At 46.1% G+C, this 25,238-nt stretch carries 25 protein-coding genes and 1 tRNA gene; 8 read left to right on the top strand and 18 right to left on the bottom strand.

What is annotated here, in order from left to right; genetic code table 11:
* Nucleotides 1-40: 40 nt before the first annotated feature.
* The 10 genes from lepA to X794_RS03665 all read right to left on the bottom strand — a co-directional run bounded on the left by lepA (nt 41) and on the right by X794_RS03665 (nt 8,746).
* On the bottom strand, nt 41-1,858 hold the full coding sequence (gene lepA, locus X794_RS03710) for a translation elongation factor 4 (protein WP_011309335.1): 1,818 nt from the start codon (nt 1,856-1,858) through the stop codon (nt 41-43).
* Nucleotides 1,859-1,921: 63 nt separating this feature from the next.
* A complete protein-coding gene (gene hemW / locus X794_RS03705) occupies nt 1,922-3,058 on the bottom strand; it encodes a radical SAM family heme chaperone HemW (protein ID WP_011929088.1) in 1,137 nt (378 codons plus the stop codon).
* Nucleotides 3,059-3,070: 12 nt separating this feature from the next.
* Complete coding sequence (locus X794_RS03700; RefSeq protein WP_041344545.1) at nt 3,071-3,781, bottom strand: ABC transporter ATP-binding protein; 711 nt, start codon at nt 3,779-3,781, stop codon at nt 3,071-3,073.
* A gap of 1 nt (nt 3,782) precedes the next feature.
* Entirely contained in the window at nt 3,783-5,006 is a 1,224-nt protein-coding gene (locus tag X794_RS03695) for an ABC transporter permease (protein ID WP_041344543.1), read from the bottom strand.
* A gap of 316 nt (nt 5,007-5,322) precedes the next feature.
* Entirely contained in the window at nt 5,323-5,538 is a 216-nt protein-coding gene (locus X794_RS03690) for a hypothetical protein (RefSeq protein ID WP_011309331.1), read from the bottom strand.
* Between the two features lie 46 nt (nt 5,539-5,584).
* A complete protein-coding gene (locus X794_RS03685; protein WP_011929085.1) occupies nt 5,585-5,800 on the bottom strand; it encodes a hypothetical protein in 216 nt (71 codons plus the stop codon).
* Nucleotides 5,801-5,825: 25 nt separating this feature from the next.
* Nucleotides 5,826-5,900: transfer RNA gene (locus tag X794_RS03680), tRNA-Gly, on the bottom strand.
* Between the two features lie 146 nt (nt 5,901-6,046).
* On the bottom strand, nt 6,047-7,264 hold the full coding sequence (locus X794_RS03675; protein WP_012984304.1) for an ABC transporter permease: 1,218 nt from the start codon (nt 7,262-7,264) through the stop codon (nt 6,047-6,049).
* Nucleotides 7,257-8,153, bottom strand: a complete 897-nt coding sequence (locus X794_RS03670; RefSeq protein WP_011309329.1) for an ABC transporter ATP-binding protein — start codon at nt 8,151-8,153, stop codon at nt 7,257-7,259. Before X794_RS03670 ends, X794_RS03675 begins: the two co-directional genes overlap by 8 nt.
* Before the next feature lie 38 nt (nt 8,154-8,191).
* Entirely contained in the window at nt 8,192-8,746 is a 555-nt protein-coding gene (locus X794_RS03665) for a DNA polymerase ligase N-terminal domain-containing protein (RefSeq protein WP_011309328.1), read from the bottom strand.
* Between the two features lie 90 nt (nt 8,747-8,836).
* On the opposite strand from X794_RS03665, the gene X794_RS03660 reads away from it, so the two are divergent.
* The gene (locus X794_RS03660; RefSeq protein WP_011929082.1) at nt 8,837-9,625 is read left to right on the top strand and encodes a biotin--[acetyl-CoA-carboxylase] ligase; all 789 of its coding nucleotides are present in this window, start codon (nt 8,837-8,839) and stop codon (nt 9,623-9,625) included.
* Between the two features lie 69 nt (nt 9,626-9,694).
* Here X794_RS03660 and X794_RS03655 read toward each other — a convergent pair whose 3' ends face one another.
* Nucleotides 9,695-10,498, bottom strand: a complete 804-nt coding sequence (locus tag X794_RS03655; RefSeq protein WP_011309326.1) for a slipin family protein — start codon at nt 10,496-10,498, stop codon at nt 9,695-9,697.
* Complete coding sequence (locus tag X794_RS03650; protein ID WP_011929081.1) at nt 10,499-10,789, bottom strand: NfeD family protein; 291 nt, start codon at nt 10,787-10,789, stop codon at nt 10,499-10,501.
* Between the two features lie 140 nt (nt 10,790-10,929).
* Between X794_RS03650 and X794_RS03645 the strand changes: the two genes are divergently transcribed.
* The 5 genes from X794_RS03645 to hisB are packed head-to-tail and all read left to right on the top strand — an operon-like array spanning nt 10,930 to nt 16,565.
* Nucleotides 10,930-12,168, top strand: a complete 1,239-nt coding sequence (locus X794_RS03645) for an ATP phosphoribosyltransferase regulatory subunit (RefSeq protein ID WP_011309324.1) — start codon at nt 10,930-10,932, stop codon at nt 12,166-12,168.
* Nucleotides 12,161-13,567 carry an ATP phosphoribosyltransferase gene (gene hisG, locus X794_RS03640; protein WP_011309323.1) on the top strand — a complete coding sequence of 469 codons (1,407 nt, stop codon included), beginning with the start codon at nt 12,161-12,163 and terminating at the stop codon, nt 13,565-13,567. The genes X794_RS03645 and hisG overlap by 8 nt, the downstream gene beginning before the upstream one ends.
* A gap of 6 nt (nt 13,568-13,573) precedes the next feature.
* The gene (hisD, locus tag X794_RS03635) at nt 13,574-14,884 is read left to right on the top strand and encodes a histidinol dehydrogenase (RefSeq protein ID WP_011309322.1); all 1,311 of its coding nucleotides are present in this window, start codon (nt 13,574-13,576) and stop codon (nt 14,882-14,884) included.
* Nucleotides 14,885-14,896: 12 nt separating this feature from the next.
* Nucleotides 14,897-15,973 (top strand): histidinol-phosphate transaminase, encoded by a 1,077-nt coding sequence (gene hisC / locus X794_RS03630; RefSeq protein ID WP_011309321.1) that lies wholly within the window; start codon nt 14,897-14,899, stop codon nt 15,971-15,973.
* Nucleotide 15,974: 1 nt separating this feature from the next.
* Nucleotides 15,975-16,565 carry an imidazoleglycerol-phosphate dehydratase HisB gene (hisB, locus tag X794_RS03625; RefSeq protein ID WP_011309320.1) on the top strand — a complete coding sequence of 197 codons (591 nt, stop codon included), beginning with the start codon at nt 15,975-15,977 and terminating at the stop codon, nt 16,563-16,565.
* Nucleotides 16,566-16,637: 72 nt separating this feature from the next.
* Here hisB and X794_RS03620 read toward each other — a convergent pair whose 3' ends face one another.
* The 6 genes from X794_RS03620 to guaA are packed head-to-tail and all read right to left on the bottom strand — an operon-like array spanning nt 16,638 to nt 22,576.
* A complete protein-coding gene (locus X794_RS03620; RefSeq protein WP_034376532.1) occupies nt 16,638-17,552 on the bottom strand; it encodes a phosphoribosylaminoimidazolesuccinocarboxamide synthase in 915 nt (304 codons plus the stop codon).
* Nucleotides 17,553-18,908 (bottom strand): adenylosuccinate lyase, encoded by a 1,356-nt coding sequence (gene purB / locus X794_RS03615; RefSeq protein ID WP_011309318.1) that lies wholly within the window; start codon nt 18,906-18,908, stop codon nt 17,553-17,555. It abuts the gene before it with no gap.
* The gene (purE, locus tag X794_RS03610; protein ID WP_011309317.1) at nt 18,905-19,369 is read right to left on the bottom strand and encodes a 5-(carboxyamino)imidazole ribonucleotide mutase; all 465 of its coding nucleotides are present in this window, start codon (nt 19,367-19,369) and stop codon (nt 18,905-18,907) included. The genes purB and purE overlap by 4 nt, the downstream gene beginning before the upstream one ends.
* On the bottom strand, nt 19,360-20,637 hold the full coding sequence (gene purD, locus X794_RS03605; protein WP_011309316.1) for a phosphoribosylamine--glycine ligase: 1,278 nt from the start codon (nt 20,635-20,637) through the stop codon (nt 19,360-19,362). The genes purE and purD overlap by 10 nt, the downstream gene beginning before the upstream one ends.
* 19 nt (nt 20,638-20,656) lie before the next feature.
* On the bottom strand, nt 20,657-20,968 hold the full coding sequence (locus X794_RS03600) for a hypothetical protein (RefSeq protein ID WP_011309315.1): 312 nt from the start codon (nt 20,966-20,968) through the stop codon (nt 20,657-20,659).
* A gap of 6 nt (nt 20,969-20,974) precedes the next feature.
* On the bottom strand, nt 20,975-22,576 hold the full coding sequence (gene guaA / locus X794_RS03595) for a glutamine-hydrolyzing GMP synthase (protein WP_011309314.1): 1,602 nt from the start codon (nt 22,574-22,576) through the stop codon (nt 20,975-20,977).
* A 231-nt stretch (nt 22,577-22,807) separates the two neighbouring features.
* Between guaA and X794_RS03590 the strand changes: the two genes are divergently transcribed.
* A complete protein-coding gene (locus tag X794_RS03590) occupies nt 22,808-23,449 on the top strand; it encodes an L-threonylcarbamoyladenylate synthase (protein WP_015407717.1) in 642 nt (213 codons plus the stop codon).
* 100 nt (nt 23,450-23,549) lie between these two features.
* Nucleotides 23,550-25,217 carry a dihydroxy-acid dehydratase gene (ilvD, locus tag X794_RS03585; RefSeq protein WP_015407716.1) on the top strand — a complete coding sequence of 556 codons (1,668 nt, stop codon included), beginning with the start codon at nt 23,550-23,552 and terminating at the stop codon, nt 25,215-25,217.
* The last annotated feature ends 21 nt before the right edge of the window (nt 25,218-25,238 follow it).

The raw sequence follows: 25,238 nt of genomic DNA, 5'->3' as shown, positions 1-25,238 counted from the left end.
GTAACACACTAATTGCCCTTTGGCAAGGCAAAAAGACAATTTACTGGAGTTTTAGGACACTTAAAAATGCTTCTTTGGGGACTTCTACTTTGCCTATTTGGCGCATTTTCTTCTTGCCTTCCTTCTGCTTATCCAGAAGTTTGCGTTTACGGGTAATATCACCGCCGTAACACTTGGCGATTACGTCTTTACGCTTGGCAGATATGTCAGCCCGGGCTACAATCTTGCTGCCGATAGCCGCCTGAAGAGTGACCTGATAAAGCTGCCTGGGTATCATTTCCTTCAGCTTTTTTACCAGTGCTTCTCCTATTTCATGGGCTTTATCCGGAGGAATAATGCGGCTGAAAGCATCTACCGGAACATCATTTACCAGCACATCTATCTTCGAAAGATTGGCATCACGATATCCAATAAATTCATAGTCCAGTGAGGCATAACCCTGAGTGCGGCTTTTCAGCTGGTCATGAAAAGTAGTGAGTATGGAACGCAATGGCATATCATAATGAAGCTGTACCCGTTGCCCAAGCTCACTCATGGCCAGTTGCCCCAGATATTCGGTATTTTTGTATACGCCGTAGTTCTCTCTGACTAAATCCATGACTGTGCCAATGTATTTTGAAGGAGTGATGATAACCACTGAAACCCACGGTTCTTCAATACGGGCAATTTCATGGGGGAGAGGCATCTCATTCGGATTTACTACGGTAAAAGCCTCACCTCCGATACGGGTGACTGTCAGGCTGACGCCGGGAGAAGTTACTACCAGTGAAAGATTAAACTCACGTTCCAATCTTTCCACTATAATATCCAGATGCAGCAGGCCTAAAAACCCGCAGCGAAAGCCGTGACCCAAAAGGGGACTGGATTCCGGTTCGGAAGATAGTGAAGCATCATTCAGACTCAGCTTTTCCATAGCTTCACGCAGTTCGTGATAGTCATCTGTCTGGGTTGGATAAATACCTGCAAAAACCATGGCTTTGGCCGGATGATAACCGATAAGTGGCTGGATTGCACCACCGTGTTGCAGAGTAACAGTATCACCCACCCGGCATTCACCTACGGATTTAAGCCCGGTAGCTATATAGCCTACATCACCCACATCCAGCCTTAATGCGGCTACTTGGGCAGGGGCGAAATATCCCGCTTCAAGTACCCGGAATTCCGTACCTTGCCCCATAAGACGCAGGTCATCGCCCTTGTTTATATTACCGTCTGCCACCCGCAGATAGGCTACCACCCCTTTATACGGGTCATAATGGGAATCAAATATAAGCGCCCGCAGAGGCTGGTTTGCGTTTCCTTTGGGGGCAGGCACTTTGTTGACAATGGCTTCCAGCAATTCCGGTACACCCAGCCCCAGTTTGGCGCTGATTTGCAGTACGGAATCTTCATCATAACCTAGTACGCTTTTGATTTCACCCATTACCCTCGGGATATCAGCCCCCGGCAGGTCTATCTTATTGATAACCGGAATAATTTCCAGATTATATTCTATGGCCAGGTAAACATTTGCCAGAGTTTGGGCTTGGATACCCTGGGTAGCGTCTATAACGAGTATTGCCCCTTCGCAGGCAGCGATAGTCCGTGAAACTTCATAGGAGAAATCCACATGTCCGGGAGTATCTATAAGATTCAGGCGGTATTCCTGTTTGTCTTTTGAGATATACCGCAGACGGATAGCTTTGGCTTTTATGGTTATGCCACGCTCACGTTCAAGTTCCATACTATCCATGACCTGTTCGCACATTTCATCGTGGCGAAGAGTGCCTGTCATTTCTATCAGGCGGTCAGCCAGAGTGGACTTGCCATGATCTATATGGGCAATAATGCAGAAATTTCTTACACTGGATTGACTCATATCACCAACTTTTAACTTTAGGCTTATATACTACCGAATATATAAATTAGCGTATTTTAATCTTTAAGGCAAGAAACGCCAGAATACCTCGTTAGAGAGCAACCTGCCTCTGGGGGTCAGGCGGATACAGCCATCATGCTCTTCCAAAAGCCCCAATTCAACACATTCTTGAATCTGGGGATAATACATATCCATCACACACGTCCCGAAACGGGCTTCAATATCTTCAGCGGTTACACCCTTATCCAGCCTAAGCCCCAATATTATAGTTTCAGCCAGCTGATTAGCTAAATCTACATTTATATTTTCAGACGGTGACGGCGGGGAATTATTTTGCCAGCAAAGTAAATACTCATCAAGGTCTATGGTATTGGCTGTACGCCAATTCTGAAAAAAGGAATGCCCAGCCACACCCAAACCCAGATAAGGCCTGTTTTGCCAGTAAGTAAGGTTATGACGGCTCTCATAGCCCTGTTTAGCCCAGTTGGAAATCTCATAGTGATGGTAGCCGGCACTCTCCAGCATTTCTTCAGCCAGCTGATACTGGTCAGCCGCAATTTCGGAATCCATAAAGGGCAATAATCCTTTTTGCACCTGAAGATACATGGGGGTGTCTTCCTCCAGAGTGAGACCGTAAAGTGAAATATGTTCCGGCTCAAGTTTCAGCATTTCACTCAGATTGGCTTTAAAAGAAAGCAGGGTGGAATGGGGTAAACCATAAATAAGATCAAGATTTATATTGTCAAAACCGGAGATTCTGGCTTGTGTGTATATATGCCGTGCTTGTTGAGCGTCATGCAAACGGCCCAGCATTGTCAGCTCTGCATCTGAAAAACTTTGGATACCCAAGCTCAAACGGTTGATGCCGAGCCCGCTTAACTGTTTAAGATAGGGCAGGCTAAGAGTACCCGGATTAGCTTCAAATGTAATCTCTGCACCGGGCAAAAGATGCGATACTGTTTGTATACTACTCATGATATCTGCCACCTGCGAAGGTGATAAAAGGCTGGGCGTTCCTCCGCCAAAATAAAGGCTGTGCAAGCAAAGCCCCTCTGTCCGTAGTTTAATTTCTTTCTTAAGGCAGTTTACATAATCCGGCACACTCTCCAGTTTGTCCGGATAAGAAATAAACGAGCAGTATCCGCATTTTTTCAGGCAAAAAGGGAAATGCATATACAAAGCAAGGCTGTTTTGGGTCATAAGAATATTATATCAGGATTGGAGATGGGGTGTACTGGCAAGCTTAAATGGTATCAGAACGCCGTTATCAAGGGTATATACCCGCGTAGCTATTTCCAGAGGGAAATTCCCGTGGGTGGCGACTATCAGCCCTGCTTTACCTGCCTTAACAGGTGTCAGCAGCATCTCGATTATTTCGGCCCCTGTTTCAGGGTCTACATCACCGGTGGGTTCGTCTGCCAGTATAAGTTCAGGGTTGGTTGCCAGTGTTCGGGCAATTGCTACCCTTTGCTGTTGGCCTATACTCAATTCAGCGGGCAGGTTTTGAAGCCTGTCAGAAAGCCCCAGTTCAGACAATATCCGGTTAATTCGCTTTGATTTCTCAAGTGGCGAAAGCTTCGAATTGCGTAGGGCGATTTCCACATTTTCATATGCAGTCCACGAACCAATCAGATTGAAATTCTGGAAGATAATACCCAAACGGCTGCGGCGGAGTTCAGCCCGCTGGGAGTTGCCAAGTGAGTTTAATTCCAGCCCGTCAAAAACCACCCGCCCTGAATCCGTATTGTCCAGCCCGGAAAGTATCCAGAGAAGCACTGATTTGCCTGCGCCGCTTTTACCCCGGATAACCACCACTTCACCCGGCTCTGCCCTCAGATTTATTTCCTTTAAAACAGGTATGGACTGGGCGCCTTTTTGAAAAGAGCGGCTGATATTAATAGCTTCAAGACGGGATTTTTTCATTTTATAATCCCCTCAGGCTTTCAGCCGGACGCACGGAAGCTGCACTTAAAGCCGGAATTATCCCGGCTGCTATTCCGCCTATCACTGCCAGCCCAAAGGCACTCAGTGTTACTATCCAATCCACTCCCAGTGTATCCTGACTGCTGATTCCGCTGATACTGGCAAAGGGTATCGTATATATAAGTAAAACTCCCAGCAAAATACCTGCTACAGCTCCGATAACTGCCTGTATAACTGATTGGCTTACTATCTGCCAAAGAATAGTGCTGTCACTAAGGCCTATCGCTTTCAGGATACCGATATCCCGCCGCCGTTCCAGTACAGCAGAATATTCGGATTTCAAGGCCAAAGCAATTACACTTATCAGGAGAATCCCCGAAACCAGCCAAATGCCGTTCTCGCCTATACCCATGGCAGTAGAGGCAGGTTTTGAGCAAGCATAGGTGGAAACCAAACTGCGGTCACCCATTATTTCTTTGACCTGGTCTATAGCTTGGTAATGCACATTCGCTCCATTAGATTCCACCAATATTATGTTGGTTGCATCCGGGGGCAGTGCGGTATTAAGACGGGTATTTATAAGATTGCGAAGCTCTGTTATGGTCATATAGATGTCAGCTTTACCGGGGCGCACACCGGCATTTATAATACCGCCCACCCTGAAACTCTGGCCGCCTATATCCACACGGAAGCCAACCGGAAGGGTCTCGGCTAAAGCAAATGATTCCTCCAGCATTACCAGACCGGTATCAGTGGGTTTAAGGAATTCACCTGTTATAATATCCTCTGAGGAACAACAATTGGTTTTAACAGCTGTTGTATTTAAAGGGTCAAACCCAGCAACCAGAGTATATGTATCGGTAATTTTGTCATAAAAGCGGAATAGTATAAAAGACGAAGCATCTTTCACCGTATCCAGTGCAGTTATCTGGCTGACAATATCAGCCGAAAGCACTTTTGAAAGGGTATTGTTGGCTATAAAACCTTCATGAAGCGGATCTTTCAAATCTACAGCACAGGCCTCTGAATTGCACTGCGGCAAATAAGTTATGAAATGAGTACCGGTGGAATTTAGTACACTGGCGGAAGCGTCCTGAGAAAAACTGAGGACAGAAAATAAAACTATCGCAATAGCCAGTGCCAGACTGTATCCCAGCATATTGCCAATGCTGCGGGCAGGACGGCGGATAATTTCTATCCAGGCATAGTGCAAAATTTCTTTCAAGCAATTTCACCTTTTTGGTTATCTAAAAAGGTTATTTCAGAAAAGTGCTTTTGTCAACCAATTTTTATGCTGCACCAAAATGACAAGCCGGAAGTAAGGTCAAACAGGCAAATATACTTGAAACTGCCTATAAAATAAAAAGACTTATGGATAGCGAGGCTTAACTTTGAATATATAGACAAATAGCCGTCTTTACCGCAAATATCGTGTTTTCTGAAACGGTCTTGAAGAACAGCTATTGTGAGCGCCTTGACAATACTAACTACAGACGCATTTTAAAGCGACAATTTACCGGGTTTACTTATTAAAAAAGGGCTTATCTGGAAGGAACATTACGGTAATGGATATTCCACTTGGCAGCCAGAGAAGCAACATATGCCCGGCTTTCAGGTGAAACTGCACGGTTAAGCTCCGCCAAGAAACCATGAAGGAGTTCCCCGCCTGTCATACCGGGCATAGGCTCTTCGGGACCGGGAAGATTGACATACACAATCTCGGTCATTATTTTCTGGTATTCAATTGCTACACCCATGTCGCACCTCTTTTACCCCCTTGTCGGGATAATTGCAAGGGGGATATTAACGCCCGCTGTTATTGCGGTAATGAATATTCCACTTGGCGGCTAATGTGCTTACGAAAGCCCTCGTTTCAGCCGAAGGAGCCCTGTTAAGTTCAGCCAAAAAACCATGGAGGAGTTCCCCGCCGGTCATGCCTGGTTGAGGTTCTTCAGGCCCTGGCAGGTTCACATACACTATTTCGGTCATTTGCTTCTGATAATCAATTGCAGTTCCCACGCAGCACCTCTTTCTAAATTTGTTATGGAGCGGGTGACGGGATTCGAACCCGCGACGTCTTACTTGGGAAGCAAGCACTCTACCGCTGAGTTACACCCGCAAGTTTTGAGGCTATTTTAGAGCAATTTGGCTGAATAGTAAAGGGCTTGGCAGCTTTCCGGACAAACCATGAGTACAAATAATGGCATTTGTATCACTCAAATATCCTAACCGAAAATCTGTATAAAACTACCCGTTATGCCAAGACTAAGTTTGCCTGATTAAGTGCATTATTTCTTTTATGCTGGGGGTTTTGCCATACATAAGCAAAAACACCCTGAATAATTTGGCGGCCAGTCCGAAAAACAGCCATATAGTAAGACTTAAAAGAATAGCCGCCAGAATAATTTCCCATACAGGTATACCTGTACCCATACGCATAATAATAGTAAGGGGTGAGGTAAGCGGGAAAAGTGAAAGCACTTTATTCAGGAGATTGTCTCCTCCGTTTAAGATAAACGGCATAAGGTAAAAGGGGAAAGCGGCAGACATGGTAACAATAACCGATAGCTGCTGTCCGTCACGCACATTAGGGGTTATGGCACCGATAGCCGCCATAAGAATGGAGTACAGGAAGTAACCAAGTATAAAGAAAACCAGACAGACTACTATCATATCCGCCTGTATAGACAAAGCACCCAGTATATCACCAAAGGTTTTAGTGGCAAATTTGACCAGCCCCCACGCACAAACCAGCCAGAAGGCAACCTGAATCAGTCCTGCCAAACCCAAGCCGACTATTTTGCCCGTCATAAGTTCACGGGTAGTGACAGAGGAAAGCAGTACCTCCATAATACGGTTTTCTTTTTCCTCGCTCAGACCTTGCAGTAAATAACCTGAGGCAGTAAATATAGCTAAAAGCAAAAGTATGCCGAACAAGTATGAAACAATATAATTGGGAATTCCGCCCTGACCGGGTGCCGGTTGACCGGACTCATCTATAACGGTATTTATCAGAGCAAACGGGTTTTGTACCCGGCTAAGAATATCAGCATCCACCTTTCCGCCCAAAAGATTGGAGGTAAGAAAGCTGGATATAGCATAAGAAGTATCCCCGCCGGGGGAGATTTCAGCTTTCAGGGTAAAACGCTGAATTATACCCGTATTTATATAATCCGCAGGTATAATAAGAAATTCGTCCAGCTCACCGCTTAGCATATTATCAACAGCTGTCTGCGAGTCAGCAAAAGGAATCAACACAACACCGGGTTGTTCTTGGTAACCACTGAAAACCCCCACCTGATCCACATACCCTATTTGCAGAGGTTCGTTGGTATCAGGTTTTGCGTTTATGTTCTGCACTACCATACCCACCAGAATACCCAGCAAACCCAGCACCGGCAAAGCCAGTGAAGTTATCAAAAAGCCTTTGCGTTTTAAGGTTGACATAAATTCGTGCTTTAAAACAATACGGTATTTAGACATTTTTCTTACCTGCAATGCTGATAAAAATATCATTTAAAGTAGGGGTAGCTATTTCAAAGCGGTGTATAACCAGCCCGCTTTTAACCAGTTGCACCAGCACATCTTGGGCAGTAGTGCTCCCGTTTAATATAATATGGGCTTTGCCGTTTGCCGCTTTGGTATCACTGACGTTAGATAGGGGAGGAAACTCGCCTTCATAATCTACCTCAAGCGTATTGCTGCGATAGCGGTTTTTAATATCAAGCAGATTGCCGTACAGCACCTGCTGGCCTTTGTTAAGCATGCAAATACGGTCACACATTTCCTCTACTTCATTCATACGGTGAGTAGAAAGGATAAGTGATTTGTTTTGGCTACGCAGTTCCAGCATCAGGTCTTTTACCAGTTGGACATTTACCGGATCCAGCCCGTTAAAAGGCTCGTCTATTATCATTAGAACTGGGTCATGGATAATGGTGGAGACCAGCTGTACCAGTTGCCCCATGCCATGCGAAAGCTGTTCCACCTTTTTTTCGGCATGGGCTGAAAGACCCACTTTTTCCAATAACTCCATAGCTCTGGTTCTGGCAACGACAGGGTTCATGCCTTTAAGACTGGCCAGATATACCAGAGAATCTATGATTTTCTGTTTGCGGTAAAGACCCCGTTCTTCAGGCAGATAACCGATATGGTTCTGGGCATCAGCATTCATTTGCTCACCCAGTATAAGCACTTTCCCGCTGTCAGGCTTGATAATATCCATCATCATGCGCAGAGTTGTAGTTTTGCCTGCCCCGTTAGGTCCAATCAGCCCCATAATCTGCCCTTGCTCAAGGCTAAGGGATAGATTATCTACAATAACGTTGCATCCATATATTTTGGATATGCCGTGTGTTTCTACTACGTACATCAGTTTACTCCCCGGTATATGCAGACACTTAGCCTGTATTAAATAATTTCTTCTACCAGTTTACCAGTTATTACCGAAGCCGGTTGTTCGTTAAGTATATCTGACAAACGGTCAGCAAATGCATCTTCCATCTTCACCATCAGCCAGCCCATTTTGGTCCGTAAAAGCGAATATCCGCCTTTCAGTTTTTTACCCTGAAGGTTTATAACCAAATGCCCTGTATCATAAGACTCAGCCAGTGTTTTACCCTCCTTCAGGTTGCCAAAAGTGCCTTTGTCCCACACTATCACTTTGCCCGCACCATATTCCCCTTCGGGTATTACCCCTTCAAAAGATGCGTACTGCATAGGGTGGTCTTCGGTAGCAACCGCCAATCGTTTTTCTTTGGGATTGGCAGAAGGTCCTTTGGGAATAGCCCATGATTTTAATACCCCATCAATTTCCAATCTGAAATCATAATGCAGATGGCTGGCAAGATGTTTTTGAATAACAAATACGGGCTTGTCAGAGGGTACGCTTTTTACTCCTGATGGTTCGGCAGTTTGAGCAAAATTACGCTTGCGATTATATTCTTCCAGAGGGTTGGACGGCATAGCAGTTTACTCCCCCGATGTGCCTGTTGTTGTATAATATAACGGTCTCGGCTATAAAGTCCAGATACTTAAGGTTATATGGAGAAATATATGAATACAGCTTGTATTTCCCTAAATGATATACAAAATAACCTGCGCACTTGTTTCATGGGCAGGGAAATAATATATTTGCCGGAAACCGCATCTACCCAGATAGTAGCTATGGAGATGGCCCGCAAGGGTGCGGGTGACGGTACTGTAATAATAACTGAAAGGCAGACTGATGGACATGGCAGGCTGAAAAGACTATGGGTATCGCCTCAGGGTAATATATATATGTCGTTTATACTGCGTCCCAGTCAGACTGAGATTTCACGCCTGATAATGGCCGCTTCACTGGCAATCAGCTTCGCTATACAAGATACCACCGGCATAATGACCGAGCTGAAATGGCCGAATGATATCCTGATAAACGGCAAGAAAGTTTGCGGCATGCTGGTGGAAAATGATATCCGGGACGGGCAGGTGAATTTCAGCGTGGTGGGGCTGGGTATAAATGTAAACGCTGATATGCAGGATTATCCTGAACTGAAAGATATTGCTACCAGCCTGATAAACCATACAGGTAAACCTGTCAGCCGTGAGAAACTGATACTAAGCTTTTTGCACGAGTTTGAAAGGCTATACCTTGACCTGAATGAACACGGGAAATGTGTTTTTGAGATGTGGAAAAAACGGCTGATTACGCTGGGTAAAGAAGTAGATGTAACCAGCGGCAAAGATATTTATAGCGGTATTGTGGAAACGGTAGCCTCAGACGGAAGCCTTAAAATTCGGCTGGCGGACGGCAATCTGGTACATATAGTGGCCGGTGACGTAAGCCTGCGGCATGCTGTGTGATATTTATATATCTTTATTCAAAAAGGCCTGCCCAAAAGGCAGGCCTTCTGATTTCTTCGAGGGTTAAGACTATTCTTTGGTATCTTTTTCAGTTTTTGGGTTTGTCATGCCCTTCCCTTTGTCCATAAACATACTGATAAGGTCTATGGGTACGGGGAATATAATGGTATTGGAATGTTCGGAAGCGATTTCGGTCATAGTTTGCAGATAACGCAACTGCAGGCTGACCGGTTCTTGGGCAATAACTTTGCCGGCCTGAGCCAGTTTCTGGGAAGCCTGCATTTCACCTTCGGCATGAATAATCTTGGCACGGCGTACGCGTTCAGCTTCCGCCTGCGCAGCCATGGAACGTTTCATAGCTTCGGGCAGTTCCACTTCTTTTATTTCCACAATACTGACCTTGATACCCCAGGGGGCAGTTGCTTCGTCTATAATCTGCTGAAGTATCTGGTTCAGTTTTTCGCGCTGAGAGAGCAATTCGTCAAGTTCGGACTGGCCTAGTACATTTCTAAGAGTAGTCTGTGAAATCTGCGAAGTTGCCCGGAAATGGTCTACTACCTTGACCACTGAGGCTTCAGGGTCTACCACTCTGAAATAGACTACGGCGTTAACCCGTACGGTTACGTTGTCACGGGTGATAACTTCCTGTCCGGGTACATCCATAGTAACTACCCGAAGGTCAACCTTTACCATGCGGTCTACAAAGGGTATAAGGAAGAATAAACCCGGCCCTTTGCCGCCGATAAGACGGCCCAGACGGAATATGACACCCCTTTCATACTCGGTAACTACCTTGATGGCCATACTGAGTATAAGCAACAGTACAACCAGAACCACACCAACAGTAATTAAGGTGTTTAAGGTTTCCTCCATTTATTCACTCCTTTCCATCTTGACATACAACTTAAGTCCTTCCAGCCGGACTATAACTACTTCCTGCCCCACTTCGGCAGAACCGTTTTCAATATGTGCTGCCCATATTTCCCCATCATACAGCACCTTGCCTTCGGGGTTAAGCGGGGTTTTTACCAAAGCTTTCTTGCCATATAGTTCTTCTTTACCTGTAGCAGCCTGTTTCAGGTGGGCACTGACTACTTGATTCACCACAAAAATAATTATCAGAACAACTATGACGATTAAAGAGGCTATCCAATACCAGCTCATTTTTTCTCCTTCACCTGCCACACCAGACGCCTAAAGTATATTGCTTTAAGGTATAATATTTCAATGGTTTGACTATTATTTGATTGGTCACGCCGGGTATTGTAAAATCTACACACTAACATAAAATGGAGTAGAAGACTATGATTGCGCGTTGTAAAGGTTGCAGCGATTTATTGCCCGAAGATATGCTTCGGTTCAGGTATATAGAGAGCATTTTCCATGACAGTTGCATCACCTGGGGATACGAAGAAGTGCGTACCCCCATGCTTGAATATCTGAGTCTGTTTACTTCCAGCGGCACACTTACCCCCCAGATGTTAAAAAGGGTGTATTCCTTTTTGGATTGGGACGGCTGGAGCGGTGAAAGAGTGGTTTTACGCCCGGATGGCACTATACCTGCTGCCAGACTGTATATTGACAGCCTGCAGGAAATGGATGTTGCCCGTCTTTGTTACACCTCCAGTATTTTCCGTTTTGATGAAACGGGCAAAAAATCCCGCGAAAACTGGCAACTGGGAGCTGAACTGATAGGGGTTACCAGCCCTGAAGCCAATGCCGAGCTGATTACGCTGGCGCTGGAAACCCTTGCCAGACTGGGTTTTGAAGACGTGGAGCTAAGGCTTTCACATGCCCAGCTTATAAAAGCGGTGCTGGCCCAGCTTGAGCCGAATGCTGATGAACAGCATAAAATATTTGACCAGCTGCTGGACGGAGATATTGCCCTGATGAGCAGGCTTGAAACCGAAAAGCCAGAACTTTTCCGCACCCTGAAACTGCTTATGGAAAATAAAGGCACTTCAGCCTCTTTCCTGAAAAATGTGATGGCCATGGCCGGTACCGCAGGCGGCGAGCTGGAAGAACCCCTTAATGATTTCATTGCCGGGGTGGACGTGCTGGATAAACTGGGTGTCAGCTATCAGATAGACCTTGCATCCGGCAAGGGTTTTGAATACTATACCGGTGTAATTTTCCACCTGTTTGTAAACGGCGAACATGTAGGCGGCGGCGGCCGCTATGATAAACTGATACCTCTGCTGGGCGGACCTGATAAGCCGGCGGCCGGGTTTGCTTTGTATCTGAACCGTCTTATCCCCATGATAGATGCTGAAGATATGTACGATATGGTTGAAGAAAAGATACTTATTAAATACCAGGGTGATAACCTTAAGAATGCCTATGAAATAGCTAACCTTATCCGCGAGTGCGGTATAAGCGCCGAGCTTTTTTACCCCGGTGTGGATACGGCAGCCTATGGCTGGGCAGTAACCGTCAAAGCTGAAGATTGCTACGAGGTAACAGACCTGATTGAAGACAAAACTTTAGAGCTTAAAGAACAGTCTGAGGTTATTTACTTGTTAAACGGTGAAGAAGATGCTTAGAGTGGCTCTGCCAAAGGGCAGATTGCTTGGTGATACCAAAACCCTGCTGGAGAAAAGCCAGTGGGGGCTTGACGGATACATGGATAAAGCTAAAATCTATTGCTTCAAATCTGTCTCAAATCCTAAAATGTCCGCCAAGATATTTCACGAGAAAGACATACCCATTCAGCTGGCCATAGGCAACTATGATTTGGGTGTATGCGGAGCAGACTGGCTTACCGAGCTGACTTCACGCTATCCCTCCAGCAATATAATCAAGCTGAAAAATCTGGGCTACGGGCATGGCGCGTTATATGCCGCTACGGCTATTAATAGCCGGTATGACAGTCTGGCAGCACTGTCTGCCTGCACTACCCGCATACGCATTGCCAGTGAATACCCCAATATTGCCGAGGCGTTTGCCATGCAGTTGCGGCTTAAAAATTTTAGTATTTTCCCCCTTTGGGGTTCGGCAGAAGCTTATCCGCCGGATACAGCTGAAGTGGTTATCCTGCCCCGCAAATCTGAGGCGGATTTGGCCAAGAAAAATCTGCGTTCCATCGCCAAAGTGCTGGATTTTAAAGCCTATCTTATAGCTAACAGCCAAAGCCTTGAAAAAAAGGACCTGAGCGGGGCTATTTCATCTGTAATGGCAAATATCAGCCAGTATATTGAACCCAAGGCTGAAGATATTAAAATTGAGCCGTTAAATGCCTGCCAGCCGTCATTTCTGGATATGCCGGATGACACTGTCCGTTTGGCACTGCCTGACGGACACCAGCAACCCCATGTCCGTAAGATACTGGATGCCGCCGGGATATCTATTGAAGATTACCCTTCCGCCAGCGGCAACCATCGGCCTGCTTTCGGCATAAACGGCATTGCGGTAAAAGTAATCCGTCCGCAGGATATGCCTATACAGGTAGCCAACGGCAATTTTGATCTGGCTATTACCGGGCGTGACTGGCTGACCGACCATCTCTACCAATTCCCGACCAGCCCGGTCAAAGAACTGCTGGACCTGAAATACGGCTGGGTGAAACTGGTAGCGGTAGTACACAATGATGTACCGGTTGCCAATTTGGAGGAACTGAAAAACTACTGCGGCAACCGTGAAATGCGGATAGCCTCCGAATATACCAATATTTCTGACTTTTATGCCAGAAGCAACCATTTGGGGCATTACCGCATTGTTCCTACATGGGGAGCAACTGAGGCCTTTCTGCCTGAAGATGCCGATATGCTGGTGGAAAATACCGAGACCGGCGGCACTATTGCCCGCCATAACCTGAAAATAATAGATACCTTGTTTGAATCTACCGCCTGTGTTATAGCAAACTACCAGAGTGTAGTTTCCGCAGCCAAGAGTGAGCGGATAAACAAAGTGATAAATATGCTTAAGAAGGCATTGGAGGCCTAAAGTAAAATGAAAATAATCCGCGGGTTTGCCCAAGCAGAAAAAAGGCTTTCCCGCCGGGATAAGGCCGGGTTCTTTCTGGATGAAACTGAAAGAACCGAACTTGCCAGACGGCTGGGGGTTGACCCTGAAAAGGCTGTAAACGGCATAATTGCAGATGTACGCAAGCAGGGCGATGAAGCTGTGTTAGGGTACACCCTGAAGTTTGACCGCGCCAATCTGTCAAAGCTGGAGGTTGGACAGCCGGAAATCCAGCAAGCCGCCAGTGAAATTCCTGCTGAACTATTTGAAGCCCTTCAATTGGCAGCCTCTCAAATACGGGCTTATCACCGTTTTCAGAAAGAAGCCGTCTGGAAAACGGCTGAAATCATGCAAGGCAAACAGCTTATCCGCCCGCTGGAACGGGTAGGTTTATATGTGCCCGGCGGCAAAGCTTTTTACCCCTCAACCGTGCTTATGACCGCTATTCCAGCCAGAGAAGCCGGGGTTAAAGAAATTATACTGGTTACTCCTCCGGGAGCAAACGGCAAAATACCGGCACCAACCTTGGCGGCAGCTCAGATAGCCGGTGTAGACCGCATATTCGCTTGTGGAGGCGCTCAAGCAGTGGCAGCCTTGGCTTTTGGTACAAAGTCCATACCCAAAGTAGACAAGATATGCGGGCCGGGTAATATATTTGTTACATTGGCTAAAAAAGCCGTATTCGGGGTAGTAGATATTGACGGACTTCAGGGGCCCAGCGAAGTGTTGATAGTAGCTGACCAGTATGCTAACGCCGAATATTGTGCCTCGGATATTTTAGCACAGGCAGAACATGATGCACTGGCTTCATCAATACTTATAACCACGTCTGAAGATTTGGCTAACAGGGTAAATGATATTGTGGAATCAAAAGCCGATACCTGTTCCCGCAGGGATATTATCAAGCAATCTCTACGGGATAATGGACTGATTGCGGTGGTGGATAATATAAACGAGGCTATCAAACTGGCCAACATGTATGCCGCCGAACATCTGTGCCTGCTGGTAAAAGATTCGGAGAAATACCTTACCCAAATAAATCATGCCGGTTGCATATTCTACGGAGAAAAAGCCAGTGTAGTAATGGGGGATTACGTAGCCGGACCAAGCCATGCTTTGCCCACTTCCGGCACAGCCCGTTTCAGTTCTCCCCTTAATATACTGGATTTTGTAAAATATATAGATATTGTCAAAGTGGATAAACAGGATATTGCAAAGCTAGGGCAAGCTGCCGCTACTATTGCCAAGGCTGAAGGGCTGGAATGCCATGCCGAAGCTGTTTTGAAGCGACTGGAATAAGCGAGAAATAATATGACCTATAATCTAAAGAAATATATACGCACAGACCTGGAGGACTTTGCCGGATATTCTGCCTGCAAAGCACCCGAACTGGTCAAAACCAGCAAACTGATAATCAAGCTGGATGCCAATGAAAACCTGTACGGGGCTGCCCCAACTGTGCGGCAGGCTATGGCTGAGTTCAATCAGTATCATATTTACCCTGATGCCACCCAGTCTGAAATCCGCCGATTGCTCTCTGAATATACAGGTGTAGCTGTTGAGCAAATTGTCTGCGGGGCAGGTTCTGACCAGCTGATAGATTTGTTGCTTCGGCTGTTTATAAACCCCGGAGACGAGGTTATTAATTGTCCGCCTACCTTTGCCATGTATAAATTTTATACTGAGCTGAACCGAGGCAAGATAGTCAATGTACCGCGTGATGCCAGCTATAACATAAATATTGCCGCGATAAACAATGCCATTACCCCGCAAACCAAGCTGATATTTATAGCCGCCCCCAATAACCCCACAGGCACGGCCATAAGCAAAGAGGAAATCCGTCAAATACTGGATTTGGGTGTACCCACCGTAGTTGATGAAGCCTATTACGAATTTACCGGACAGACTATGGTTTCGGATATGTCAAAATACCCTAACCTTATGATACTCCGCACCTTTTCAAAATGGGCTGGACTGGCAGGTCTCCGAGTAGGTTATGGACTATTCCCACCGATAATTGCCGACTATCTGTCACGTATCAAAGACCCTTATTCGGTAAATATTGCAGCTGATGCGGCCATCCGCCAGACCATGCTCCAGCGTGAGTATATGCTGGAAACTGTAAAAAAGATTGTTAATGAACGGCAGCGGTTATATACTGAACTAAGTAAATTTGGCTGGCTGAAACCATATCCTTCTGTGGCCAATTTTATTTTGTGCAAACTTCTTAAAGGCAAAGCCAAAGAAGTTCAGCATGAACTGGAGTCAAAGGGTATTCTGGTAAGGTGCTTTGATGCCCCGATGATGGAGAACTGCCTGCGTTTTTCAGTGGGCAAACCCGAAGATACAGACGGGCTGTTAAAAGCTCTGGGTGAAATGGGGGAATAATATGACCAAAAGAACAGCTTCTATAAAAAGGCAGACTACCGAAACTACCATTAGCCTGAGCCTTAATTTGGACGGCACCGGTCAGGCAGACATGTGTACCGGGGTCAGGCTGTTTGACCATATGCTTTCCCAACTGGCTAAGCATGGGTTATTTGACATAAATATTTCTGCCAACGGAGATGATATCCATCATCTGGTTGAAGATGTGGCACTTACCCTTGGCAAAGCCTTTAATGAAGCTTTAGGGGAACGCAAAGGGATTGTCCGCATGGCTGATGCTACTGTACCCATGGATGATTCTTTGGCTTCAGTAGCCTTGGACTTAAGCGGAAGGGGATATGCGGTAATGGATTTGTCTTTTGCCAAAAACGACCTTACCGGCTTCCCTACAGACTTGGTCAGGCACTTTCTGGAGACCTTTGCTATTGAAGGGCGGCTTAATTTGCATGCCCGTATTCTTTATGGCTCTAATGACCACCATAAAGCCGAAGCCCTTTTTAAGGCGCTGGCGAGGGCACTGGACAAAGCTACCAGTATTGACCCCAGACGCGAGGGTGTTGCCCCCAGCACCAAAGGCATGCTGGAAAACTGATTTAAATAATTTACAGAATTAAAAAAGGGGCGGAAAGCCCCTTTTATTTTTTATATCATATATATAGCAGAATTAACCCAACTTCAGGCCGGTTATTCTTTCATAAGCATATTCATAGCGGCGGGTAGTTGATTTGATAACCTCATCCGGCAGTACCGGACCGGGAGGCTCTTTGTTCCAGCTGATAGTCTCCAGATAATCCCGCACAGGCTGTTTGTCATAGCTGTCCTGCGCTTCGCCCACTTTATAGGTTTTTTCATCCCAAAAGCGGCTGGAATCCGGGGTAAGAGCTTCGTCAATAAGGATAAGTTCAGTCCCATCCAGACCAAACTCAAACTTGGTGTCGGCAATAATAATGCCCCTATTACGGGCATATTCACGGCCGAATTTATAGAGCTCCAAGCTCTTTCTAGCCAGTTTATCCGCCAGATCCTTGCCAACCATACCTTCCAGTTCAGCAATAGACATAGGGCGGTCATGTTCGCCATCACCCTTAGTGGTAGGGGTAAAGATAGGTTTGGGTAGCTCCTGACTTTGCTGAAGACCTTTTGGCATGGAGACGCCATTCACTGTACCCAGTTTTTTGTATTCACTCCAAGCTGACCCGGCAATATAACCACGCACTACACATTCAACAGAAACCCGATTTACCTTTTTAACTACCATACTTCTGCCAATCAGATATTCAGGGTATTTGAAACGTTCTGCTGATGTCAGGTATTTATCCAGACAACTGGTATTTTCAACCAGCTCTATTACATGGTTAGGTATTATATGAGCTGTTTTTTCAAACCAGAATGATGAAATACGGTTCAGAACACGCCCTTTGCCGGATATGCCTGAAGGCAATATTACATCGAAGGCTGAAATGCGGTCACTAGCCACGATAAGCAGTTTATCACCCAGCAAATAGGTGTCACGCACTTTGCCTTTTATGAAAGAAGGCAGGGGCAGGGCTGTTTCCATTAGTACTTTGATATCAGTCATTTATATAGCTCTGGGAGCCAACCCCTCATCAGAGGAAGCCTCCCCATCTTTCTTCCACTGGGAATTAGTAAGTCCTACCCGTCTGAATATATCATCTATATAACGCAGGTAAAACTTGTAATCAAATAATTCATCAATTTCGCCACAAGACATATATTCCATAACCTCGGTATCAGCTTTGAGCAGATTCATGAAATTATCTTCACCCTGCCAGGTACGCATGGCATTCCGCTGTACCATTTTGTAAGCCTGCTGGCGGGAAAGACCCTTGTTTATCAGTGCAAGCATAACCCTCTGCGAATAAACTAAACCGCCGGTCAGATTCAAATTCTTTTCCATCTGTTCGGGGAAAACATTCAAGCCCTTTATAACATTGGTAAAGATGTGCAAAGCATAATCCAGCAGCAAACACCCGTCAGGCATTATCACCCGTTCGGTAGAAGAATGGCTGATATCACGCTCATGCCAGAGCGGCTGATTTTCCATGGCAGTAACGGAATAACCGCGTATTATGCGGGCAATACCGCAAATACGTTCGCAAAGCTCAGGATTTTTCTTATGAGGCATAGCTGATGAACCGGTTTGACCTTTTTCAAAGGGTTCTTCGGCCTCGTGGCATTCAGTCTTTTGGAGTGCCCGTATTTCGGTTGCAAATTTCTCCAGTGAACCGGCAATAATGGCCAGAGTAGTCATGTACTGGGCATGGCGGTCACGCTGGATTACCTGATTTGATATGGGGGCAGGTGAAAGCCCCAGTTTTTTACAGGCTATCTCTTCAATTTCGGGTGACAGAGTAGCATAAGTGCCCACCGCCCCTGACATTTTACCAACTGTAATGGCTTTGGTAGCTTCGGTAAGACGCTGACGGTTGCGTTTCATTTCTTCCATCCACAGGGCTAGTTTCAGCCCGAAGGAGATGGGTTCGGCATGTACGCCATGAGTGCGGCCTACCTGAACGGTATATTTATGCTCCATAGCTTTGGCTGCCAGAGCATTTATCAGCTCTTTAATGCCGCTGTTAAGTATTTTTGAGGCTTCTACCAGCTGGAGGCTGAGAGCCGTGTCCATAACATCTGAAGAAGTCATGCCCATATGGATAAAGCGGGACTCCTCACCCAAACTTTCAGCTACAGAACCCAAGAAAGCCGTCATGTCATGGTGGGTTTCTTTAAGAAGCTCTTCCATGCGTTTGAAATTCAAACGTGCCAGTTTGATTTTGGTGATATCCTCCCGTGAGATTACACCTAGTTTAGCCCAAGCTTCACAAACTGCAATCTCAATATCCAGCCAATAAGCAAACTTACTCTCGTCTGACCAGACTTTTTTCATTTGAGGGCGGCTATATCGCTCTATCATTTGTTTTCACCTTTTAGTTCCTGACGGTAGCTTACGTAAGCCTGACGGATATTTTGATATTTTAAACCCAGAATTTCGGCCGCCAGATAAGCCGCATTTTTAGCACCCGCAGCACCAATAGCTACTGTAGCTACCGGTATACCGGCCGGCATCTGGACTATAGAGTACAGGGCGTCAACTCCTTTGAGTTCACTGGAAGCAATAGGGACACCAATAACCGGCAGTGTTACCCAGCTGGCAATTACCCCCGGCAGATGCGCTGCGCCCCCGGCAGCAGCTATAATCAGTTCAATCCCCCGGTCAGGTGCATTCAAACAAAACTCCTGCACTTTTTCCGGAGTACGATGGGCAGACATAACCAGAGTTTCAAAAGAAATAGCCATTTTCTCCAGTATTTCTTCAGTGGGCTTCATAAACTCGGCGTCAGACTTGGACCCCATAACAATACTAACTAATGGCATAGTTCCCTCCCGTTAAACAAGGCTATGTCCCTGCGATACTGGCAATCTTCAAAAGATATGCGGTTGATATTTTTATATACATTATCTCTGGCGGCTTCTATACTTTCACCTTTACTTACCAGACACAACACCCGCCCGCCGTTAGTAAGTACTTCACCTTCTTCAGAAGCCACTGTGCCGGCATGAAAGACCAGTATATCTGATGGCATATCTGAAAGGCCGTTTATAGGTAATTTCTTGCGGTATTCAGCCGGGTAACCTCCGGAAGCCAATACCACCCCGACTGCACAGGAGTCTTCCATTTCTATATCCAGTTTATCAAGACGGCCTTCAATAGTGGCTTCCACTATCTCAAGCAAGTCTGTTTTAAGCAAGGGCAGTAGTACCTGGGTTTCAGGATCTCCAAAACGGGCATTAAACTCCATCACTTTTGGCCCTTCGGCTGTTATCATCAGTCCGGCATATAAAACGCCTTTATAGATAATACCGCGGTCTGCCAGAGCCTTTATGACTGGCAGCAGAATGCGGGACATTATTTCTTCTTTCAGTTCAGGTGTGAAAAAAGCGGGAGGCGTATAGCTACCCATACCGCCGGTATTGGCACCTTTATCACAGTCATATATCCTTTTATAATCACAAGCGGCACTTAACGGAGCAACAGTTTTGCCATCTGTAAAAGCAAAAAAGCTCATTTCCCGCCCAACCATGCATTCTTCTATAACCACATTTTCACCGGCTTCACCAAATATTTTGGCTTCCATCATATCTGATAAAGCTGCCATAGCCTGGTCATAGGTTTGGGCAACCGTAACCCCTTTGCCACCTGCCAGACCGTCGGCTTTGACCACAACCGGCATTTCCAGCCTACTTAAATATGAACAGGCTTTTTCATAACTTGAAAAACTGCGGCTGTAAGCGGTGGGGATTTTGTTTGAAAGAAGCAGCTCTTTGGTAAAAACCTTGCTGGATTCCAGCTGGGATGCTTCACGGCAGGGGCCGAATATGCGTAAACCTGCAGAGGTAAACACATCTACTACTCCTCCTGCCAGAGGTGCTTCAGGGCCTACAAAAGTAAGGTCTATAGCCTTGTCTTTGGCAAACACCAGCAAACTCTTGATATTTGTACAGTTTATAGCTACATTTTCAGCTATAAGGCTTGTGCCGGCATTACCGGGGGCAACGTATATTTTTGTAACTTTCGGGCTCTGGGAAAGCTTCCAGACAATAGCATGCTCCCTTGCCCCATTTCCAATAACCAGAACTTTCAGAGTTGTCTCCTCAGCAAAACTAAACTATTCTTTTGCCCCGCTCGTAGCGTCCGTGCCACTGGGTAGCATAGAATTCATAATTGCCGTCTTCCCTTAAGAAAAGGAACTTTGAGTCTATATCCGTATTATGCCGGCAGGCAGGCGGGAAATTTATGGTATTTGACTCCATGCACTGCCAGATAGTTTCATCACTCCAGTGGCCTTTTTTTCTGACTGTCAGTACTATCTCTTCAGCGGAAGCACGCCCACCCAAACCCGTCAGTGCTTTTTTGACTTCGTCCAGGCAGGTTTCGGGTGTATAGCCTCTTCCCATGATATAACCGCCGGTCATAATGCCTTACTCCCATTCAATAGTGGAGGGCGGTTTAGAGCTTATATCATAAACCACCCTGTTCACTTCTTTAACCTCGTTAACAATCCGGTTGGATATAATGGACAGCAAATCATAAGGCAGTTTTGCCCAATCTGCAGTCATGGCATCTTCACTGGTTACAGCCCTGATGGCTACCAGATAACCATAGGTGCGGAAATCACCCATAACACCCACAGATTTAACATCGGTCAGTATGGCAAAACTTTGCCATACCTGGTGATACATTTTGGCTTTCTTTATTTCACTCATAACAATCCAGTCCGCAGAGCGGAGGATTTCCAGCTTTTCTCGGGTAACTTCCCCGATAATACGGATAGCCAAACCCGGTCCGGGGAAGGGCTGGCGCCAAATCATTTCATCCGGCAGACCCAGTTCCTTGCCCAGCAGTCTGACTTCATCTTTAAAGAGATACCGCAAAGGCTCAATCAGTTTTAGCTTCATATGGGCGGGCAGACCGCCCACATTATGGTGGCTTTTTATCTTGGCGGAAGCCTTTGATACGGAAGATACACTTTCTATAACATCCGGGTACAACGTCCCTTGTGCCAAGAAATCAATCTGCCCAAGTTTACAGGCTTCATCTTCAAATACTTTTATAAATTCGCTACCGATAACCTTGCGTTTCTGTTCGGGGTCAGTAATACCGCCAAGGCTTTCAAGAAAGCGGTCAATTGCGTCTACATATATTATTTTCATACCCATGTGGTTCTTAAAAACGTGCAGAGTACGGTCAGCTTCTTCACGCCGAAGGAGACCATTATTTACATAAATACAAGTCAGTTGGTCACCTATAGCTTTATGGATAAGGGAAGCCACTACAGCCGAATCTACACCGCCGGAAAGGGCACAGATAACCTGCCCGTCACCGACCTGTTCACGTATGTTTTGAATGCTTTCCTGAATATAGTTGCCCATAGTCCAGTTAGCGTGGCATTTACATATATTGAAAACGAAATTTTTAAGAATGATTTTACCGTGGGGAGAATGGACAACTTCGGGGTGAAACTGCAAACCGTAAATATCAGATTCATTACCCATAACTGCCACCGGGCAGTTTTCGGTATAAGCCAGAGACTTGAAGCCAGCCGGCAGTTTCTCAATACGGTCACCATGGCTCATCCAGACGGGAGAAGGTTCAGGCATATCTGCCAAAAGTTCAGTATTTATCACGTTAGAGTGGAGCAGGGCATGGCCATACTCACGTTTATCACTGTGCTCAACCACACCGCCCAATTGCTGGGTAATGGCCTGCATACCATAGCAGATACCCAAAACCGGCAGTTTGCTTTCAAATATATAGGCCGGAGCTAAAGGCGCTTCCGGTTCGTATACGCTGGAAGGGCCTCCGGAGAGGATAAAACCTCTGGGATTTAGATGGGCTATTTTCTCCCATGGAGTATCGTGGGAAACCAGCTCGCAATAGACATGCATTTCACGTATGCGGCGGGCGATGAGTAAGCTGTACTGGGAACCAAAATCAAAAATAACAATTGATTCACGCAGGGTTTCTTCACCTGAATCAATGCATTCCGATTTTGCACCGGACTTCTCTCTGGCGATTTCCAGATAGGTTGAAACTTCAATATCTCCGGTAGTGGAAACTCTCAGGCTTTCGGCAGATTGTTTATTATTCATTTCGCTCATCATTTTCTTGATGGTAGCTTAACATTATAGGCTAAAATTGTAAAGCAAACAGGCCTGTTTTTGCCCGGTTTAGGCCCAATAATACTTGACTAAACAGCTCAAGAGTATTTAGATATATCTACCGCTTTGTAAAAAACTTAAGGTAATAAATATATGACACAAAATCAGTTTGATACGGATATGGAAATCCAGATAAATAGGGCAGTCCAAGTACTTAAAAATGGCGGAGTAGTAATATTCCCGACGGACACAGTTTACGCAGTGGGGGCATTAGCCCGCAATACTCATGCAGTTAACCGCGTATTTGACATAAAAGGCAGAGCCAACACCAAAGGTTTGCCCGCTCTGATAGGGGACATTTCACAGATACACCAGGTAGCTAAAATATTCCCGCCTCTGGCCCGGAAACTGGCAGCAGAGTACTGGCCGGGAGGGCTTACTCTGGTACTGCCCAAGACAGATAATATTCCGCTTGAGCTGACCGGTGGAAATGAAACCGTAGCTATACGGATACCCAATCAGGCGGCGGTTATTGAAATGCTGAAACGGGTGGCCGAACCTGTAACCGGCACCAGTGCCAACCTTAGCGGCTGCAAAAGCTCACTAAACGCTAGTGAAGCCAAAATCCAGCTGGGTGACAGGGTGGACTTTATCCTTGACGGGGGTCAGGTGAGCGGGGGAGTGGAATCTACTATCGTAGCCGTAAATAATGATGAACTGAAGATTATTCGCCAGGGGGCAATAAAAGAATCAGATATAATGAAAACAGCCGGAAAAACTGGCTATTCAGCTTGACAGCAAACGTGGACTGTGTTATGGTTAAACACTTCCAATAATCTGTCGTAAACCCGTCCTTAGAGGACGGTTTTTAATTCTTTCAAACGGGAGCGCATATATGAAAAGCGAAGATGTCAAACTAGGTATTGAACGTGCCCCTCACCGGTCTTTGCTGCGCGCTCTGGGTCTGAATACCGAAAGTTTCCAAAAACCCTTTATAGGTATAGTGAACAGCTTTACCGAAGTAGTCCCCGGTCATATTCACCTCAGACAGATTTCCGAAGCCGTCAAAGAAGGCATAAATGCCGCCGGCGGAGTAGGTTTTGAGTTTAATACCATTGCGGTTTGTGACGGTATCGCCATGAACCATGCCGGCATGAAATACAGCCTGCCCAGCCGTGAAATCATTGCCAACACAGTTGAAATAATGGCTATGGCCCATGCCTTTGACGGTCTGGTTTTCATACCTAACTGTGACAAGGTTGTGCCCGGTATGCTCATGGCCGCCTGCCGTTTGAATATCCCCTCTATATTTGTCAGCGGCGGCCCTATGCTGGCCGGACGTTTACGAAAGAATGACCAGGTTAGCTGTGTAGATTTAAATAGCGTTTTTGAAGCAGTTGGTCAGGTTGCCAAAGGCCAGATGGCAGAAGAAGAACTGCTGGAACTGGAAAAAGTGGCTTGCCCCGGTTGCGGCAGTTGTGCAGGCATGTTTACCGCCAATACTATGAACTGCCTTACCGAAGCTCTGGGTATGGCCTTGCCAGGTAACGGCACCATACCGGCGGTAGATTCACGCCGCACTCAGCTTGCCAAAAGTGCCGGACAGCAGATAATGCAGCTGATAAAAGATAATATTTGCCCCAAAGATATAATAACTCCTGATGCCATTCACAATGCATTCAGTCTGGATGTGGCACTGGGCGGCAGTACCAATTCGGTACTGCACGTGATGGCTGTTGCTCATGAAGCCGGGGCTGATTTTTCACTGGAACAGATAAACCGGATAAGTGATTGTACCCCGAATTTGTGCAAGCTTCGCCCGTCCGGTCCGTACCATATTGAAAATCTTGACCAGTCAGGCGGAATAGGCAGTGTCCTTAAGGAACTGAAACCTTGGCTGAAAAATGATGCACGCACTGTCTCCGGTAAAACTATAGGACAACTGGCAGATGCCGCACCCAAAGCAGATAATAAAGTTATCCGTTTTGCTTCCAACCCATACTCCCCCAAAGGCGGATTGGCTGTTTTATTCGGCAACCTTGCACCTAATGGCAGTGTAGTCAAACGTTCTGCGGTTGCCCCTGAGATGATGGTTCATCGCGGGCCTGCCCGCATATTTGACTCTGAAGAGCTGGCGACTAAAGCTATTATGGGCGGGAAAATAAAGCCGGGTGATGTACTGGTTATCCGTTATGAAGGGCCTAAAGGCGGGCCTGGTATGCGGGAAATGCTTACCCCCACCTCACTTTTGGCCGGCATGGGGCTGGATAAAGAAGTAGCCCTGATTACTGACGGGCGTTTTTCCGGAGCAACCCGTGGAGCCGCCATGGGACATGTTTCACCTGAAGCAGCCGCTTGCGGACCTATAGCAGCCTTGCAGGACGGGGATATGATAAATATTGATATCCATAACTATAAACTTTCGGTAGAGCTTTCAGATGAAGAAATCCAAAAGCGTTTGGCAAATGTGCCTGTTTTTGAACCGAAGATTAAAAGCGGTTACTTGAAATTTTATACAGAGAACGTCACCTCGGCCAGTACCGGGGCGGTTTTTAAAGACTAAGTCTAAGGGGGCAATGAGAAA

Source organism: Dehalococcoides mccartyi CG5, assembly GCF_000830885.1.
Classification (GTDB): domain Bacteria; phylum Chloroflexota; class Dehalococcoidia; order Dehalococcoidales; family Dehalococcoidaceae; genus Dehalococcoides; species Dehalococcoides mccartyi_B.
Note: the sequence above shows the minus strand (reverse complement) of the source record. Positions and strands in the feature narration are given on the sequence as shown.

Coding starts and splice junctions, on each gene's coding strand:
- X794_RS03645 (WP_011309324.1), top strand. CDS start 10,930: ATGATTGCGCGTTGTAAAGGTTGCAGCGATTTATTGCCCGAAGATATG.
- X794_RS03665 (WP_011309328.1), bottom strand. CDS start 8,746: ATGCCGTCCAACCCTCTGGAAGAATATAATCGCAAGCGTAATTTTGCT.
- ilvD (WP_015407716.1), top strand. CDS start 23,550: ATGAAAAGCGAAGATGTCAAACTAGGTATTGAACGTGCCCCTCACCGG.
- X794_RS03650 (WP_011929081.1), bottom strand. CDS start 10,789: ATGAGCTGGTATTGGATAGCCTCTTTAATCGTCATAGTTGTTCTGATA.
- hisB (WP_011309320.1), top strand. CDS start 15,975: ATGACCAAAAGAACAGCTTCTATAAAAAGGCAGACTACCGAAACTACC.
- X794_RS03620 (WP_034376532.1), bottom strand. CDS start 17,552: ATGACTGATATCAAAGTACTAATGGAAACAGCCCTGCCCCTGCCTTCT.
- X794_RS03655 (WP_011309326.1), bottom strand. CDS start 10,498: ATGGAGGAAACCTTAAACACCTTAATTACTGTTGGTGTGGTTCTGGTT.
- X794_RS03590 (WP_015407717.1), top strand. CDS start 22,808: ATGACACAAAATCAGTTTGATACGGATATGGAAATCCAGATAAATAGG.
- X794_RS03690 (WP_011309331.1), bottom strand. CDS start 5,538: ATGGGTGTAGCAATTGAATACCAGAAAATAATGACCGAGATTGTGTAT.
- hemW (WP_011929088.1), bottom strand. CDS start 3,058: ATGACCCAAAACAGCCTTGCTTTGTATATGCATTTCCCTTTTTGCCTG.
- purB (WP_011309318.1), bottom strand. CDS start 18,908: ATGATAGAGCGATATAGCCGCCCTCAAATGAAAAAAGTCTGGTCAGAC.
- lepA (WP_011309335.1), bottom strand. CDS start 1,858: ATGAGTCAATCCAGTGTAAGAAATTTCTGCATTATTGCCCATATAGAT.
- X794_RS03660 (WP_011929082.1), top strand. CDS start 8,837: ATGAATACAGCTTGTATTTCCCTAAATGATATACAAAATAACCTGCGC.
- X794_RS03670 (WP_011309329.1), bottom strand. CDS start 8,153: ATGTACGTAGTAGAAACACACGGCATATCCAAAATATATGGATGCAAC.
- hisC (WP_011309321.1), top strand. CDS start 14,897: ATGACCTATAATCTAAAGAAATATATACGCACAGACCTGGAGGACTTT.
- hisG (WP_011309323.1), top strand. CDS start 12,161: ATGCTTAGAGTGGCTCTGCCAAAGGGCAGATTGCTTGGTGATACCAAA.
- X794_RS03700 (WP_041344545.1), bottom strand. CDS start 3,781: ATGAAAAAATCCCGTCTTGAAGCTATTAATATCAGCCGCTCTTTTCAA.
- X794_RS03675 (WP_012984304.1), bottom strand. CDS start 7,264: ATGTCTAAATACCGTATTGTTTTAAAGCACGAATTTATGTCAACCTTA.
- X794_RS03600 (WP_011309315.1), bottom strand. CDS start 20,968: ATGACCGGCGGTTATATCATGGGAAGAGGCTATACACCCGAAACCTGC.
- hisD (WP_011309322.1), top strand. CDS start 13,574: ATGAAAATAATCCGCGGGTTTGCCCAAGCAGAAAAAAGGCTTTCCCGC.
- purE (WP_011309317.1), bottom strand. CDS start 19,369: ATGCCATTAGTTAGTATTGTTATGGGGTCCAAGTCTGACGCCGAGTTT.